This window comes from Nocardia sp. NPDC057668 (assembly GCF_042799795.1).
Classification (GTDB): Bacteria; Actinomycetota; Actinomycetes; order Mycobacteriales; family Mycobacteriaceae; genus Nocardia.
This window is the reverse complement of record NZ_JBHVIC010000003.1, coordinates 784,166-798,315: the sequence shown is the minus strand read 5'-3', so window position 1 is coordinate 798,315 and position 14,150 is coordinate 784,166. Positions and strand designations below refer to the sequence as shown.

11 protein-coding genes are annotated in these 14,150 nt (G+C 68.7%); 4 read left to right on the top strand and 7 right to left on the bottom strand.

The window, feature by feature from the left end; all coding sequences use genetic code 11:
• Positions 1-756: 756 nt before the first annotated feature.
• The 3 genes from ACFVBH_RS22245 to ilvD form a co-directional block, all read right to left on the bottom strand.
• Entirely contained in the window at positions 757-2,226 is a 1,470-nt protein-coding gene (locus tag ACFVBH_RS22245) for a DUF222 domain-containing protein (RefSeq protein ID WP_379003975.1), read from the bottom strand.
• 212 nt (positions 2,227-2,438) lie between these two features.
• Positions 2,439-3,374 carry a DAPG hydrolase family protein gene (locus ACFVBH_RS22240; RefSeq protein ID WP_379003973.1) on the bottom strand — a complete coding sequence of 312 codons (936 nt, stop codon included), beginning with the start codon at positions 3,372-3,374 and terminating at the stop codon, positions 2,439-2,441.
• A 223-nt stretch (positions 3,375-3,597) separates the two neighbouring features.
• The gene (ilvD, locus tag ACFVBH_RS22235; protein ID WP_379003971.1) at positions 3,598-5,451 is read right to left on the bottom strand and encodes a dihydroxy-acid dehydratase; all 1,854 of its coding nucleotides are present in this window, start codon (positions 5,449-5,451) and stop codon (positions 3,598-3,600) included.
• Positions 5,452-5,551: 100 nt separating this feature from the next.
• Here ilvD and ACFVBH_RS22230 point away from each other — a divergent pair, with 100 nt between their 5' ends.
• Positions 5,552-6,139, top strand: coding sequence for a TetR/AcrR family transcriptional regulator (locus tag ACFVBH_RS22230; RefSeq protein ID WP_379003969.1), 588 nt, complete (start codon positions 5,552-5,554; stop codon positions 6,137-6,139).
• A gap of 10 nt (positions 6,140-6,149) precedes the next feature.
• Here ACFVBH_RS22230 and ACFVBH_RS22225 read toward each other — a convergent pair whose 3' ends face one another.
• The gene (locus ACFVBH_RS22225) at positions 6,150-7,148 is read right to left on the bottom strand and encodes a 1-aminocyclopropane-1-carboxylate deaminase/D-cysteine desulfhydrase (RefSeq protein WP_379003967.1); all 999 of its coding nucleotides are present in this window, start codon (positions 7,146-7,148) and stop codon (positions 6,150-6,152) included.
• A 351-nt stretch (positions 7,149-7,499) separates the two neighbouring features.
• Between ACFVBH_RS22225 and ACFVBH_RS22220 the strand changes: the two genes are divergently transcribed.
• Positions 7,500-8,825, top strand: coding sequence for a phytoene desaturase family protein (locus ACFVBH_RS22220; RefSeq protein ID WP_379003965.1), 1,326 nt, complete (start codon positions 7,500-7,502; stop codon positions 8,823-8,825).
• Here ACFVBH_RS22220 and ACFVBH_RS22215 read toward each other — a convergent pair.
• Positions 8,792-9,439 (bottom strand): TetR/AcrR family transcriptional regulator, encoded by a 648-nt coding sequence (locus ACFVBH_RS22215; protein WP_354988991.1) that lies wholly within the window; start codon positions 9,437-9,439, stop codon positions 8,792-8,794. The genes ACFVBH_RS22220 and ACFVBH_RS22215 overlap by 34 nt on opposite strands.
• Positions 9,440-9,509: 70 nt before the next feature.
• Here ACFVBH_RS22215 and ACFVBH_RS22210 point away from each other — a divergent pair, with 70 nt between their 5' ends.
• The gene (locus ACFVBH_RS22210; protein ID WP_379003962.1) at positions 9,510-10,928 is read left to right on the top strand and encodes a cytochrome P450; all 1,419 of its coding nucleotides are present in this window, start codon (positions 9,510-9,512) and stop codon (positions 10,926-10,928) included.
• 13 nt (positions 10,929-10,941) lie between these two features.
• On the opposite strand, the gene ACFVBH_RS22205 is transcribed toward ACFVBH_RS22210, so the two are convergent.
• A complete protein-coding gene (locus ACFVBH_RS22205; RefSeq protein ID WP_379003960.1) occupies positions 10,942-11,952 on the bottom strand; it encodes a hypothetical protein in 1,011 nt (336 codons plus the stop codon).
• Between the two features lie 123 nt (positions 11,953-12,075).
• On the opposite strand from ACFVBH_RS22205, the gene ACFVBH_RS22200 reads away from it, so the two are divergent.
• On the top strand, positions 12,076-12,867 hold the full coding sequence (locus ACFVBH_RS22200; protein WP_354988994.1) for a 3-oxo-5-alpha-steroid 4-dehydrogenase: 792 nt from the start codon (positions 12,076-12,078) through the stop codon (positions 12,865-12,867).
• A 4-nt stretch (positions 12,868-12,871) separates the two neighbouring features.
• Here ACFVBH_RS22200 and ACFVBH_RS22195 read toward each other — a convergent pair whose 3' ends face one another.
• Positions 12,872-14,143, bottom strand: coding sequence for a sensor domain-containing diguanylate cyclase (locus ACFVBH_RS22195; protein ID WP_354988995.1), 1,272 nt, complete (start codon positions 14,141-14,143; stop codon positions 12,872-12,874).
• Positions 14,144-14,150 lie beyond the last annotated feature (7 nt).

The following is a 14,150-nucleotide window of genomic DNA, read 5'->3' as shown; positions in this document are numbered from 1 at the left end:
GAGCGGCGGAGGATCGGTCGAGTCGGCGGACGACTGGATAACGAGACCCAGCGGGGTGCGATCGGTGGGAAGGGCTGCGGTTCCAGCCCTTCCGGGGGCGAGCAGCCTGGATAGCGAGTACCAGCGGGGTGCGGTTGGGGAGGTCGGGCTGCGGTTCCAGCCCTCCCGGGGGAGAACAGCCTGGATAGCGAGTACCAGCGGGGTGCAGTTGGGGAGGTCAGGCTGCGGTTCCAGCCACCCGGGGGAGAACGGCCTGGATAACGAGAACCAGCCAGGACCGGTTGGGAGATCGAGTGCGGTTCCAGCCCTCCCGGGGCAGAGCAGCCTGGATAACGGAGGCCCAGCGGGGTCCGGTTGGGAGCCTCGACGGCGGTACCGGCCCTACCGGGCCGATAAACGTGATCCACCACCGGCGGGGGTACAAGGAACCCTCGAATCGGCTACCGCACAACACGATCACCCTCTGAGGCAGTACCGGCATTCAGCGATGACGGATCTTGTGTCTGTAGGTCTCGAGAAGGTGCCCACGGCCATCCAGCCAGGCTGGAAGGGCGAACAGGCTCCCAGCTGGGGAGCCGAGGTCGGGTACGGCAGGCGAAGTAACCAGCACTGCCTCGTTGTTCTTGCTTGTTCTCCCGAACCCCGCCGGAAGGTTCACGGCGCGTGCGGGTTGGGGCTACGTCGGCCACTGGAGTGAACACCGATGGTCGTTTGTCATTGTTCTTGGCTGTGCGGGTTCGGCTGTAGGGCAGCGCTCTAGCAGCGTCGCCGCGCCGGGATACCCGGGATCCCTGAAGGACTCGGCACGCGCGGGTGATGACGGAAGTTCACCCGGGGTCTACGAGCGGGATCGATGTGCGGTGGTGGTATCCACCCTGTCTTGCCCGGATGCTCCGAATCCTGCGGCATCACTATCGTTTTCCAGCCGTTCGGACCGGTGTTGACCAAAGCGTGGCAGGCGTCGCACGCGAAAGTCAGGTTCTCGATGTCGGTTTCGCCGCCATCGGCCCATTCCTTGATGTGGTGCACGGCCGAGCGGGTGGCTGGGGCGTCGCATCCGGGGCGGGTGCACCCGCGTTCGACGGCGGTGAGCGCCAGGCGCTGTTCGGGGGTGGCGAGGCGTTCTCCGCGTGCGAAGTGCAGTGGTCGGCCGTCGGCGTCGATGATGACCAGGTACGGGGTGGCGTTGGCGGCGAGTTCGACCGCGTCCCGGATGGAGAGCGTGCCGCCGGTGGCGGTGGTCGCTTTGCCGGTGCGCTGTTCGAGGTCGGTCAGGCTCATGGTGATCACGGTGGAGACAGGCAGTCCACGGTGGTTGCCGAGCTTCATGGGTCCCATGTCCGGGCGCAGGAGCGCGATCACCGCGTCGTGGTTCCGTTGGGCGGCGGTGCGGTGATCGCGCGTGGCCGCTGCTTGCAGCTTCGCCCGCGCACCGGCCTTGGTGCTGTCCTGGTCGTCGGTGGCGGTATCGATCGCGAGTTCGGCAGCACTCCACGGGCTCTCGGGATCGTCCGGGTTGCACATGCCCGGGCGGGCGAGCTTCTCCAGGACGGGGGAGACTACCGCTTGGAACTGCGGGGTCACCCACCCCGATACCGGGGCCATTCCGTCCGCGCGCGGATGCCCGATCGTGAACCCGCGCCGCATCTGCTGATCCCGATGCTCGGTCAACGACCCATCCGGATCGATGTGCAACAACACCCGAACACCGAGCGTGGTGATACCCGCCGGATCCCCCTGGCGCGCGTACACGGTCAAGTTCCGCTCGACAAAGTCCTTCGCTTCCGCGCCCGCGCGGGCGGGGATCTGTTTGATCACCTCGTGAATAGCCCGAATGTGGTCGAGGGAGATCTCTCCGGCCCGCTGGGCTTGGGCGACCAACGGCAACACCGGCGGCCGCTCGAACGTGCCCTCGGACACCGTTGAGAGCAGTTCGGTATTCCGCACCCGTGCCGCGGCGTCACCGTGGGAAAGGCGCAGTGTCTCTTGCAGAAACCGGACCGGGCTCTTCACTCCCGCCCGCGCGGGCAGGTTGCGTGTGCCGCATTCGAGCACGAGTCGTTGTTTCGCGGCGTCGAGTTGGCGTGTGATGGTTTCGATGTCCTGCATGAGTTCGATGACTTCGTCATCGCTCATCGAATACAGGGGTGCTTCGAGCAGGGTTTCCGCCGCGGCACCGAGTGCGAGTGCACCCTGCGCGGCTGTGGATTCCCCTCCCGAATTCATACCCCCATTCTACGCCTTGATAGCAATCCGCAATACCCCAATTCGATTGTGATACATAGATATTCAGACAAGCGCGCAATTCAGAATCGAATGAAACTCGGCTGAAATCGAAAGCCATTTCCGGAGTTGTCGCGATGATCCCGCAAGCGCGGTTCCGCGCCGATACACCCGATCGCCGCCCCGCCGGCCGCGGTCATCGCGCCCCCGCCCGATCAGGGCGTGTCGCGGAACCTCGCGTACAGCTCGGGCAGGAACCGGGCCAGATGATTCATCTCCTGGCCGCAGTGCAACATCAGGTCACGGGCCATGACGAGGTCCGGGAGCAGGTCCGCGGGGTCGAGGGCGGCACCGCGTTCGACCGCCCTGGCGGCGGGTAGCGGTGCGGGAGCGTGGGTTCCGTACACCTTCAGGTAGAAGCGGCTGCGCATCTCGGCGCCGCCGGGTACCGGGCGGACCTGGTGGGCGAGCCAGCCCAGGTCGACGGGTAGCACGCCGCTGCCGACGCGGGCGCAGATTACCGTGTGATCGTCGGGCACGGTGAACCCGCGCGTCACCGGATCGTGGAACGCGATGGCCAATTGCTGGAGCTTGGGGCCGATGTACTCGTCCACATAGGAGATGTTGCCGACATACCGGTCCCGGTCCGGTAGTGCGCGGGCTCGAGTGTCGGTGGCCAATTCGGAATACATGTGCGCATCGGGATGCCACAGCTTGTAGCGTGCCGAATCGGTGGAATGCCAGCCGAACCACCAATCCCACATCGCCGCCGTCACTCTGGGCATTTCGGTGCGCACCGCGACCCACACTTCACCGGAAGCGGTGTAGCCGTAGCCGGTTTCGGTCAGCGAGTATCCGGTGGGAGCGAGATCCGCCGTCCAGGCCGCGAAATCGGGGATCTGCTCCGATGCGACAGGTCCGGAGTCGTAGGCGGTCAGCACCGGGGACTGGGCCGGGACCGTGCGCTCGGCCATGAACTCCGCGAAGGGTTTTGCCCAGTCCTCGGCCTGATAGCCGGGGTAGCGGCGTCCACCCGCGGCAGGCTCGGCGCGCGCCGTCCCCGCGGCGACGGTCGCGGTCGCCGCCGTGCCCACCCCGGCCGCGCCCAGCAGCAAAGCCCGGCGCCGACTCGTCCTGGTTGATCTCGACATCCGCTGAGACTAACGACGGTTCGTTCGTGGATCGAGACCCATGATGGCGGACGGGTGGAACAGGTCCGCTGGCTGCGATCGTGCGAGGTCGCCCGATTGCGCTCTGGCACCGCACGATTCGATCGCGAGCAGCGGCGTTGCGAACATGAACTACCCGATGCGGTGCCGTTCCCGCAGCCTCGCCAACAGCGCGCGGATCGCTCCCCGGTTCGGCTGCGCCCTGTCAATCCGGCAGCTTTGTAGCGTCCCGAACCGCTCCCTTGTCCGCCGAGGTCGTGAGCAACGCGTAGGTGCGCAGGGCCAGTGACACCTGGCGTTCGCGGTTGCGCGGCCGGTAACCGGTGCCCGACTCCAATGCCGCACGGCGGTCGGCCAATTCGGCGGGATCCACGTGCACCGTCAGCGAACGCGTCGGGATGTCGACGGTGATCGAGTCGCCGTCGTGAACCAGAGCCAACGGACCGCCCGCGGCGGCCTCGGGAGAGATATGGCCGACCGACAGCCCGGAGGAGCCGCCGGAGAAGCGGCCGTCGGTCACCAGCGCGCAGGTGTGCGCGAGCCCGCGCGCCTTGAGATACGTGGTGGGGTACAGCATTTCCTGCATGCCGGGCCCGCCACGGGGTCCCTCGTAGCGGATGACCAGGACGTCGCCGGGCCGCACTCGCCCTGTCAGGATGACCTCGACGGCCTCCTCCTGCGATTCCACGACCAGTGCCGGACCGGTGAACGTGTGCATGTGGTCCGCGACGCCCGCGGATTTCACGATCGCGCCGTCGGGAGCGAGGTTGCCCCGCAGCACCGCCAGGCCGCCGTCGCGCGAATACGCGTGGGCGCGATCACGAATGCAGCCCCCGGCCGCGTCGGTGTCGAGTTCGTGCCAGCGTTCGGACTGGGAGAACGCGGTGGCCGAACGCTTTCCGCCGGGTGCGGCGTGGAACATCTCGGTCGCCTGGGCGCTGGGACTGCCGCCGCGCACATCCCAGTCCGCCAGCCATGCCGAGAGCGAATCCGCGTGCACCGCATGGACATCGCGGTGCAGCAACCCGCCGCGATCCAGTTCGCCGAGCAGGGCGGGGATGCCGCCCGCCCGGTGGACGTCCTCCATCAGGTACGACCCGTTGGGTGCGACCTTGCACAGGCACGGCACCTGCGGCGACATCTTCTCGATGTCGGTGAGCGTGTAGTCGAGCCCGGCCTCACGCGCGGCGGCCAGCAGATGCAGCACCGTATTGGTTGATCCGCCCATGGCCAGGTCCAGCGTCATCGCGTTGTCGAAAGCCCGGTGCGAGGCGATGTTCCGGGGCAGCACCCGATCGTCGTCCTGCTCGTAGTACCGCCTGGTCAGCTCCACGATGGTGTGCCCCGCCGCCTCGTACAGCGCGCGGCGGGCGGTGTGGGTGGCCAGCACCGTCCCGTTGCCGGGCAGGGCCAGGCCCAGCGCCTCGGTCAGGCAGTTCATGGAGTTCGCGGTGAACATGCCCGCGCAGGAACCGCAGGTGGGACAGGCGTTCTCCTCGATGAGCGCCATGTCGGCGTCGGAGACGTCGGGGGACACCGCGGCGGCCATGGTGTCCACCAGGTCCAGCCGGCTGCGCACGGTGCCGTCGACCAGCACCGCGGTGCCGCCCTCCATCGGCCCGCCGGAGACGAAGACCACGGGGATGTTCAGGCGCAGGGCCGCCATGAGCATGCCGGGAGTGATCTTGTCGCAGTTGGAGATACACACCAGAGCATCCGCGCAGTGCGCGTTCACCATGTACTCGATGGAGTCGGCGATCAGATCGCGCGAGGGCAGCGAGTACAGCATTCCGCTGTGCCCCATGGCGATTCCGTCGTCGACGGCGATGGTGTTGAACTCGCGTGCGATGCCGCCCGCGGCCTGCACGGCCGCGGCGACGATCCGCCCCACCGGCTGCAGGTGCGTATGACCCGGCACGAACTCGGTGAAGCTGTTGGCGACCGCGATGATCGGCTTGCGGCCGATGTCGGCCGACGGCACCCCGCTGGCTCGCATGAGGGCGCGCGCCCCCGCCATGTTCCGACCGTGCGTGACCGTCCGTGAACGCAATTCGGGCACGATGCCACCTCCTCGACTGAAACTGCAACCGTGCGGTTGGAGTTTGCCACACCGGCGGGCCGAATTACAACCGCACGGTTGGAGATGGTTGGATGGGGACATGGCGTGGGACACCGACAGGACCAAGAGGCTGCTGCTGGAAGCGGCGGTGCACGAGTTCGCCGAACGCGGTCCCGACGGAGCCCGGGTCGCTGCGATCGCCACCCGCGCGGGTGTCAACAAAGAACGCATCTACCAGTACTTCGGCGACAAACAGGGCCTGTTCGAGGCGGTGCTCACCGATCAGCTCGCGCAGCTGGCCGCGGCCAGCCCGCTGCATCCGGACGCGGCCGGTGACCTGGCCGAGTACGCCGGGCACGTCTTCGACTTCCATCACACCCACCCGCAGTTCCTGCGCCTGCTGCACTGGGAGGGCCTGCAGTCGCACGCCGGCGCGCTCCCGGCCGAGTCCGCGCGCGCGGCGCACTACGCGGAGAAGGTGCGCGCGCTGGCCGCCGCCCAGCGCGCGGGTGCGCTGCCGGACGATGTGCCCGCGGGCTATCTGCTCTACGCCGTGGCCGCGCTGGCCGCGTGGTGGTTCGCCGCACCGCAGGTTGTTCGCATGATTCTGGGGGCGGACGTGGATCGGCCCGACAGTCAGCGCGCCGCGCTGGTGGCGCTGGTGCGCAGGCTCGAACCGCGCCCCTGAGTTTCCCGGGTCAGCGCGGCCCGTTGGTATTGAGGTACACCACCGGCCCCCGGCCGAAGTGCCCGTGCGCGTTCATGTCGAGCACCGCCGCCATGGCCTTGGCCGTGTACACGGGCTCCAGTGTGAGCTGTTCCAGCTTCGACGAAAGCGTTTGCGCCGTAGCGGCTTCCGGGGTGACGCGGCCGTACCCGGGCCCGAGCCAGTCGGTGACGATCTCCATGTTGCCGGTGGGAGAGAGGTCCTCGGGCAGGTGCGCTCCCCGCTCGCGCAGCAGCCGGGCGGACCGGTCGGCCAATCGGCCCAGCGTGGTCGCGTCCAGCGGCAGCGAGTCGTTGACGACCACGCCGACCACCCGTGTGCGCAGGCCCGCCAGCCGCAGGCCGAGCGCGAGGCCGGCCACCGTGCCGCCCGACCCGACCGCGGTCACGATATGCGTGGGCTCGGGCAGCTCCCCGTCCCGGACCTGGGCGGCGAGTTCGAGCGCGGCTTCCACGTAGCCCAGCGCGCCGACGGGGGAGGAACCCCCGGCGGGCAGGAAGTACGGCGGCCGCCACCCGGAGAAATTGCGGGCGAGCAGAAACGGCGCGCTGGCGATCGTGCGCGCCTTGCTCCTGGTGAAATGCAATTCGGCCCCGGAGGCGCGCAACCGGTCCAGCTGCGCTCGCACGTGCTCGTCGACCGGCTGATCGATCAGTGCCAGAACGGTTTTCAGCCCGTACTCGCGGCCGTACAGCGCGGTCGCCAGACCCCAGTTGGTACCCAGCGCGCCGACCGTCACGATGGTCTCGCGCCCGCGCCTGCGCGCCTCGGGCAGCAGCCATTCCAGTTTGCGGACCTTGTTTCCGCCCCACCCGCCGTCGCCGAACGCCCCGTCGTCCTTCACCCAGAGATCCGCGCCGCAGGAATCGATCGCGGACAACTGCCGCACGGGCGTGGGCCCGGACCCCAGACGGACGTGTGGCAGCGTGTGCGCGAGTTCTGGATAGAGCTGATGCAGGTGCGGCGTCACACCCCCAACGTATCGACTGCCCAGTTCTATTACGAGCGTGGCGGGGCACACACCGGACATCCGGGACTATGAGTCCTGGACCCCGCCCGATCGGCGGCCACCCCCGGGCGGTGACGGTCCATCGGCGGTCCGGGTAGAGCGCTTCGCCATGACCGATGCACCGCGGGCGAGCGGTGGGACCGGACGGTCGAGGGCGATTCGCGGCTGCGAACCCCGCGAAGGAACCGGTACACACCGTAGCGCTGCCGAGTAACGCTGAGGTGCGGGAGAATTGGAGTCGCAGCACCGATACGGCCGCCGCCCGGCCCGGGGCGAACCCCGTGGGCCGGGCATGTTGTCAGGAGCCTCGCCATGAGCGGGAATGATTGGGACGCACTGGTTGTCGGAGCCGGAGCGGGCGGCCTGTGCGCCGCCGCCCGGCTCTCGCACCTGGGCTACAGAACCTTGGTCGCCGAACGCCTGGATCGGGTCGGGGGCCGCGCCTCGACCGACGACATAGATGGATTCAAGGTCAATACCGGCGCCATCGCGGTCGAGCTGGGCGGTGTCACCGAAGAAACCTTCGCCGAGGTTGGCGCGAAATTCGAAGTGCGCCCGGCGGATCCGTCCCTGCTGTATCGCATCGGCGAGCGCACCGTGGACGTCACCACCGGCGGCTGGGCCCTGCTGTTCGCCCAGCTCATCCGGCAGGGCGCCGCCCTGCTGCGCGATACGGCGCCCCCGCCGCCCGCCGGCGAGCTTCCCGGGCGGGAGCTCTCCACCGCGGAATGGGTGCGCAGGCACACCAGAAACGAAGTGGTGCAGGGGATTTTCCGCACCCTGTGCGGATCGGCCTTCGCGGTCGGGGCCGAGGAACTGCCCGCGCGTGTCTTCCTGACCTACTTCGCCACCGAATCGGTGTTCCGGCCCTTCGGTTTCTGCCCCGAGGGCACCCTCGGGCTCTGGAAGGCGCTGGCCGAGGTGGTCGAGCGCAACGGTGGGCAGGTCTGGCTGGACAGCGAGGTGCGGCACGTCGCGGTCACCGACGGCCGGGTCACCGGCGCGACGATCGTGCGCGGCGGGGAGAGCGTGGAGGTGACCTGCGGGGTGGCCATCAGCGATATCGGGCCCGCCGCGACGCTCGATCTGGTTGGCCCCGAACGCTTTCCGGCCAGCTATATCGGCACGGTGCTGCAGGGCGACCTGCCCGCGGCGATGATCACGGTGAACTTCGCGAGCCGCGATGCCCTGGTCGACGCGCCCGGGCTGCTGAGTTTCGCGGGCGCCCGCAGGCTCTGCTACGTCGCCGATCTCACCGTCACCTGCCCCGAGATGGCGCCCGACGGCTGGCACCTGTACGTCGGGACGGGCGTGCCCAAACCGTCCATCGGGGATTTCGACGCCGACGCCGAGACCGCGCTGGTCCTGGGGGACCTGCGCAGGCACCTGCCCGGATTCGACGCGGCCCGCATCCTGTCCATCGCGGTCAGCCGCGACGACTGGCCGCCCCAGCGCACGGTGCCGGGCTACGACCTGCCGCACACCACCCCGATCCCCAATCTCTGGAACGTCGGCGACGCGGTGAAGGAATACGCGCACGGCGGCACCAGCGCCTGCGCGGAGACCGCCAAGATCGTCGTCGAGGAGATCGTGGCCGCCGGTCCTCAGTGCAATTTGTCCATCATGGCGGGCAGCTGATCGACCACCGTCACCACGTAGTCCGCGACGATCTGGATCAGCACCGGCCGCTCGACCTTCAACCCGCCGTCCAGCCACACCAGGATCAGTTCCGCCGCCCCGCCCGTGATGAGCTGGGTGAGCGCGATCAGCGCGGTGTCCTCGCCCTCGGGGATGTCGAGGATGACCCGGGCCTGTCCCATGATCGCGGTCGCCACCCGCCGCATGCCCTCGAAACGCAGCCGGGTCAGCCGCTCGCTGCCGTGGGCCTGCGCGAAGGCGATATTGGCGCGGCGCGGGTCATCGGTGACGGCGATGATGAGCGTGGCCACCCCGGCGCGAATCTTGTCCTCGGGCGAGCCGGGGGTGGCGTGCATGGTGTCAATGGCCCTGTCGAGGGCTTCCTGCTGCACCTCGAACAGCAGGGCGCCGGCCAGGGTGTCCAGGTCCGGGAAGGATTCGTAGAAGAAGCGCGGCCCGACCTTGGCCTGTTCGCACAGCCCGCGCACGGTCAGCGCCGAAAGCCCTTGCGTCCCGACGATTTCCAGCGCGGCATCGAGGAGCCGCCGCCTGCGTTGTTCGCGGCGCTCGTCGGTGCTGGTTCCGCGGTAGGTCCCCTGGAAAGCGCGCGTCACTCCGCAAGCTTCGCACACAAGTCGGGAAACGACCGTTTACGGAAACGATCGTTTCCGATAACGTGCAGCCATGGCGCCTCGAAAAGCCGTGCTGAATCACAGAATTCAGTGTCATGTCGCCGGGGTATTGCAGCGGTACCCGGCCCGCACCCGCGCCCTGGCGGACCCGCCGCCGGGCAGTGGACTCGCACCGATCATGGGTGATTTCGGCCCGCCCGGCGTGGGTCATGTCCTGAGCCAGCTCGCCGATCCGCTCGGCTACGCCCGCAAGACCATGCGCCGCTACGGCCCGGTGCATTGGATGGGCGCGTTCGGCCGCCCGATCGTCGGGCTGCACAGTCCGGCCGGCGTGGAGGAGTTCCTGCTCGATCGCAAGCACGCCTTCTCCGCCCAGCGCGGCTGGGAATTTCTCATCGGCCCGTTCTTCAAGGGCGGGCTGCTGCTGCGCGACTTCGACGACCACCGCTATCACCGGCGGATCCTGCAGCAGGCCTTCACCCGGCCCCGCCTCATCGGCTATCTCGACCTGAGCACGCCGCGCATCACCCGCGGGGTCGAGAGCTGGCGTCCGGCACCGGATTTCCCGCTGTACGACCGGGTCAAGCAATTGCTGCTGGAACAGGCGACCGTGGTCTTCGCCGGGGCGGAGCTCGGCGCCGAGGGCACCCGGCTCATCCGCGCCTTCGAGGACGCGGTGGTCGGCGGGACCGCCGTCATCCGCACCAATGTGCCCGGCGGGGTCTGGCACCGCGGCCTGCGCGGCAGGCGCGTGCTCGAGGAGTACTTCCGCCGCGAGCTGCCGAACAAGCGCGCCGGGGACGGCGAGGACCTGTTCAGCGTGCTGTGCCACGCGGTCACCGAGGACGGCGAATCCTTCACCGACGCGGACATCGTCGACCACATGATCTTCACCATGATGGCCGCGCACGACACCAGCACCATCGCCATCGCCATGCTGGTGTACGAGCTGGCCCGCAATCTCGAATGGCAGGAGCGCCTGCGCGCGGAAGCCCGCGCGCTGGGCAAGCCCGCCCTCGAGTACGCGGACCTGGACCGCCTGCCCGACCTGGAACTGGCCTTCCGCGAGGCGCTGCGGATGTACGCGCCGGTGGGGCAGCAGGTGCGAGAAGCCATCGCCGACACCGAGATCCAGGGGTATTTCATCCCGCGGGGCACCCTGGTCATGATCGGGCCCTACGTCATGATGCGGTCCGAGGAGTACTGGAAGGATCCGGACGTCTTCGATCCCGAGCGCTTCGATCCCGCCCGGGCCGAGGACAAATCCCACCGCTTCGCCTGGCCGCCGTTCGGCGGCGGCGCGCACAAGTGCATCGGCCGGTACTTCGGCGGAATGACGGTCAAAGCGGTGCTGTACCAGATGCTGCTGAACTACCGCTGGAGCGTCCCCGACGACTACCGGGTACCCCTGGTGGCCGGAACCGGTCCCAAACCCGCTGACGGGCTACCCATCCGCCTGCAACGGCTGTGAGAATTCGGCCGGCTCAGCGCACGTCGCGCGGCACCCCCAATTCCACGTCCAGATAACGGAGTTCGGGGTCCCGCCGGCGTCCGTTGCGAAAGGCGCGGAACACCAGGTCCTGCGGATGCCGTACCGAGAACACCTCCTGGAAGGTGGTGACCGTGCGCAACGGCGCGCCCCGCAGGCTCGGGTTGTAACCGGTGCGAGCCGCCGGGCCCTCCCAGATGAGAGCGGCGCCGCCGGGCACGCTGTGCGGGGCGAAGCTCCAGCCCAGATCCCGCATGCGCCGGTCGAATTCGTCCCCGCCCAGTCCCGCCACGTCCCAGCCGCTGGCCTCGTTGAACAGCTGGCGACCGTGCAGGAACTGCACGAAGCACGGATCCGGCCCCGGATGCGGGGTACTGACGTTGATCACCCCGTCCCACGGCAGCGTGGTCAGCGCCCAGGCCAGCCTGGCCTCGAAATCGTCCCAGTCCGTGCACAATACGGGCGCGCCGCGTTCGCTGGGCCGATCGGCGATCAGGCCGTAATCGCCGACGGTGTCGGGCGCGTCCAGGCTCCAGGCGGTGAAACGCAGGCCGCCGGACTCCATGTCGAGGCCGTCGCGCAGCACCGTGACCACCGAATCGGCGATCCTGCGGCGCTGATCCAGGCTCGCCCCGCGCCGCCAGCCCGTGCTCCACTCGCGGGCCAGTCGCGGTTCGCGGCGTACGCGCTGTGCCGCGCGCAGGTGTGGATCCGGCGCTGTCGCATCCGATTCCAGGGCCAGCGGGCACGGATCCCACAGGCCCTCCGGCTGCGCGCGCAGCGTGGTCAGCAGGTGGTCGGCGTCGGCGGCGTCCACCGGCACGGCGATGACCACCTCGATATCGGACCCCTGTTGCGCGAAGTGGACGTGGCGTCCGCCGCTCTCGTCACGGACCTGAATGAAGCGCGGATTCCACTCCAGCCCGCCGCCCTCGGTCTCCTCGTCCTCCTCCTCCAGGAAGAACGGCATCCATTTCAGAAGTACATCCCATCCCTCTGCACCCATCTACGCCTCCCTGCGGGTCCCCGCCAACCTACCGGGCGGCCCCGGGCCATCCGCCGGCTACGGGTATCGGAACAGCGGCCGCCATGATAGAACGTGTTCTAGTTTTACGACGAAGGACCACGAATGAATTGGTACACCGGCAACACCGTTTATGACACCGTCCTCACCATCGCGATCGCTTTCACCGTGTTCGTGCTGGTGGGCGGACTGTTCGCGCAGAGCCCGTACGGCCGCTTCGCCACCGACAGCCTCGGTTTGAACCTGAACCCGAAGCTGGGGTGGTGGTTGATGGAGATTCCAGCCACCGTGGTCTTCGCGGTGGCGTACCTCAGCGGTCCGAACCGTTTCGAGCCGACTTCCCTGGCGCTGGCGGCCATCTGGATTCTGCACTACGGCAATCGCGGGTGGTTCTTCCCCCTCTCGATTCGCCAGGTGCCCGGCAAGACCAGCAGTTTCAACGTCTCGGTGCTCGGCATGGGCATGCTGGTCACCTCGCTGCACGGCTACCTCAACGGCGCGCTGTTCAGCCACGACTACCTGGGGCAGTACGGCAGCGAGTGGCTGACCGACCCGCGCTTCATCATCGGATTGATCATCTATCTCGGCGGATTCGCGCTGCTGGTGAGCTCCGAGCGCATCGTGCGCAACCTGCGCGACAAGAACAACCCCGGCGCGACCGAGTACAAGGTGCCCTACGGTCTGGGCTTCAAGTTCGTCACCAGCCCCACCTACCTCGGCGAGCTGGTGGCGTGGGCGGGCTTCGCCATTCTCACCTGGGCGCTGCCGGGCGTGATCATCTTCCTGATCACCTTCGGCAATCTCGTCCCGCGCGCGTTCGCCACCCACACCTGGTACCGGGAGAAGTTCGCGGACTACCCGGCCGAGCGCAAGGCCCTCGTGCCGTACGTGATCTAGCCCGCTACCGCCCCTGCCGGGTCGCCTTGTCCCGGTACATGGCGGTGTCCACGGCGTGCATGAGTTCGTCGATGGCGGTGGAGTGGGTGTCGACCAGGGCGGTGCCGATGCTCGCGCCCACCGTCACCGACAGCCCCGCCACATCGAACGGATCCCGCAGCGCCGCCAGGATGCTCGCGGACACCTCCGCCAATTCTGCTCGGCCCGTGCACTCTTCGACCAGCACGATGAACTCGTCTCCGCCCAGGCGTGCCGCGACCGCGTTGGCGGGCAGCGCGCCGCGCAGCCGCTCGGCCACGTCGCACAGCACGCGATCCCCGGCGGTGTGCCCGCGCCGGTCGTTGATCTCCTTGAAACCGTCCAGATCCAGGTAGCAGACCCCGACCTGCCCGTCGGCGGCGGTGAGCCGGTCGAAGAACAGCAGCCGATTGGGCAGCCCGGTCAGCGAGTCGTGGTGCGCGTCGTACCAGAGCTGATCGGCGAGCTGCTTGCGCTCGGTGACATCGACGGTGACCCCGACCAGGAAGCGCGGCGCGCCCGCGCTGTCGCGCACCACGGACATCGACAGGTCCACCACGCACACCGCGCCGTCCGCGCGGTTGTGTGTGGTCTCCATCCGGAAGCTGTCGACCTCGCCGGCCAGCAGCCGCTGGAAGCGTTCGAAGGCCGCGCCGATGTTGGCCGGGCCGAGGATGTCCGCGACCGAGCGCCCGGGCATGGATTCTGCGGGCACGCCCAGGGTTTCGGCCATCGCGTTGTTGACGTCCAGCACGCGGCCGGTGTCGATGTCGATGGTGCCGATACCCACCGACGCGCCCGCGAAGATGGCCTGGAAGCGCGCCTCGGACAGCTGCCTGCGCGCCTCGGCCTCCCGGGCGGCGGTGAAGGCCGCGGTGATGGTGGCCTCCTGTTCGGCCAGCGCGGCGGCGCGCAGGCCCGCGCTGAACTCGGCGGCGAAGCCCGCCGCGGCCTCGATGGCCCGCGCGCGCACCGAATCGATGTCCGGGCAGCGCGGATTCGCGCACGCGTGATCGACCAGATCCGCGCACAGCACCAGTACCGAGCGCTGCACCGCGAGCGGGTCCCGGTAGTTCGCCGCCACCAGGGCGGCGGCCGCGCGCTGGGCCGCCTTCGGATCGCCGGTGCCCCGCACGACCTCGATCAGTTCGGCGGCGAAGGGGTCGAGCAGGTCCTCGACCTGCGCCCGGGTGAGCACCGGCGCGACCGCGCCGTCCAGCATGCCGGCCCAGCGCACCGCCAGCTCGTGTGCTCCCACCGGAAAC

Excerpts from the sequence above, each read along its gene's own strand:
- ACFVBH_RS22245 (WP_379003975.1), bottom strand. The coding sequence starts at position 2,226 with ATGAATTCGGGAGGGGAATCCACAGCCGCGCAGGGTGCACTCGCACTC.
- ACFVBH_RS22240 (WP_379003973.1), bottom strand. The coding sequence starts at position 3,374 with ATGTCGAGATCAACCAGGACGAGTCGGCGCCGGGCTTTGCTGCTGGGC.
- ACFVBH_RS22230 (WP_379003969.1), top strand. The coding sequence starts at position 5,552 with ATGGCGTGGGACACCGACAGGACCAAGAGGCTGCTGCTGGAAGCGGCG.
- ACFVBH_RS22220 (WP_379003965.1), top strand. The coding sequence starts at position 7,500 with ATGAGCGGGAATGATTGGGACGCACTGGTTGTCGGAGCCGGAGCGGGC.
- ACFVBH_RS22210 (WP_379003962.1), top strand. The coding sequence starts at position 9,510 with ATGGCGCCTCGAAAAGCCGTGCTGAATCACAGAATTCAGTGTCATGTC.
- ACFVBH_RS22205 (WP_379003960.1), bottom strand. The coding sequence starts at position 11,952 with ATGGGTGCAGAGGGATGGGATGTACTTCTGAAATGGATGCCGTTCTTC.
- ACFVBH_RS22200 (WP_354988994.1), top strand. The coding sequence starts at position 12,076 with ATGAATTGGTACACCGGCAACACCGTTTATGACACCGTCCTCACCATC.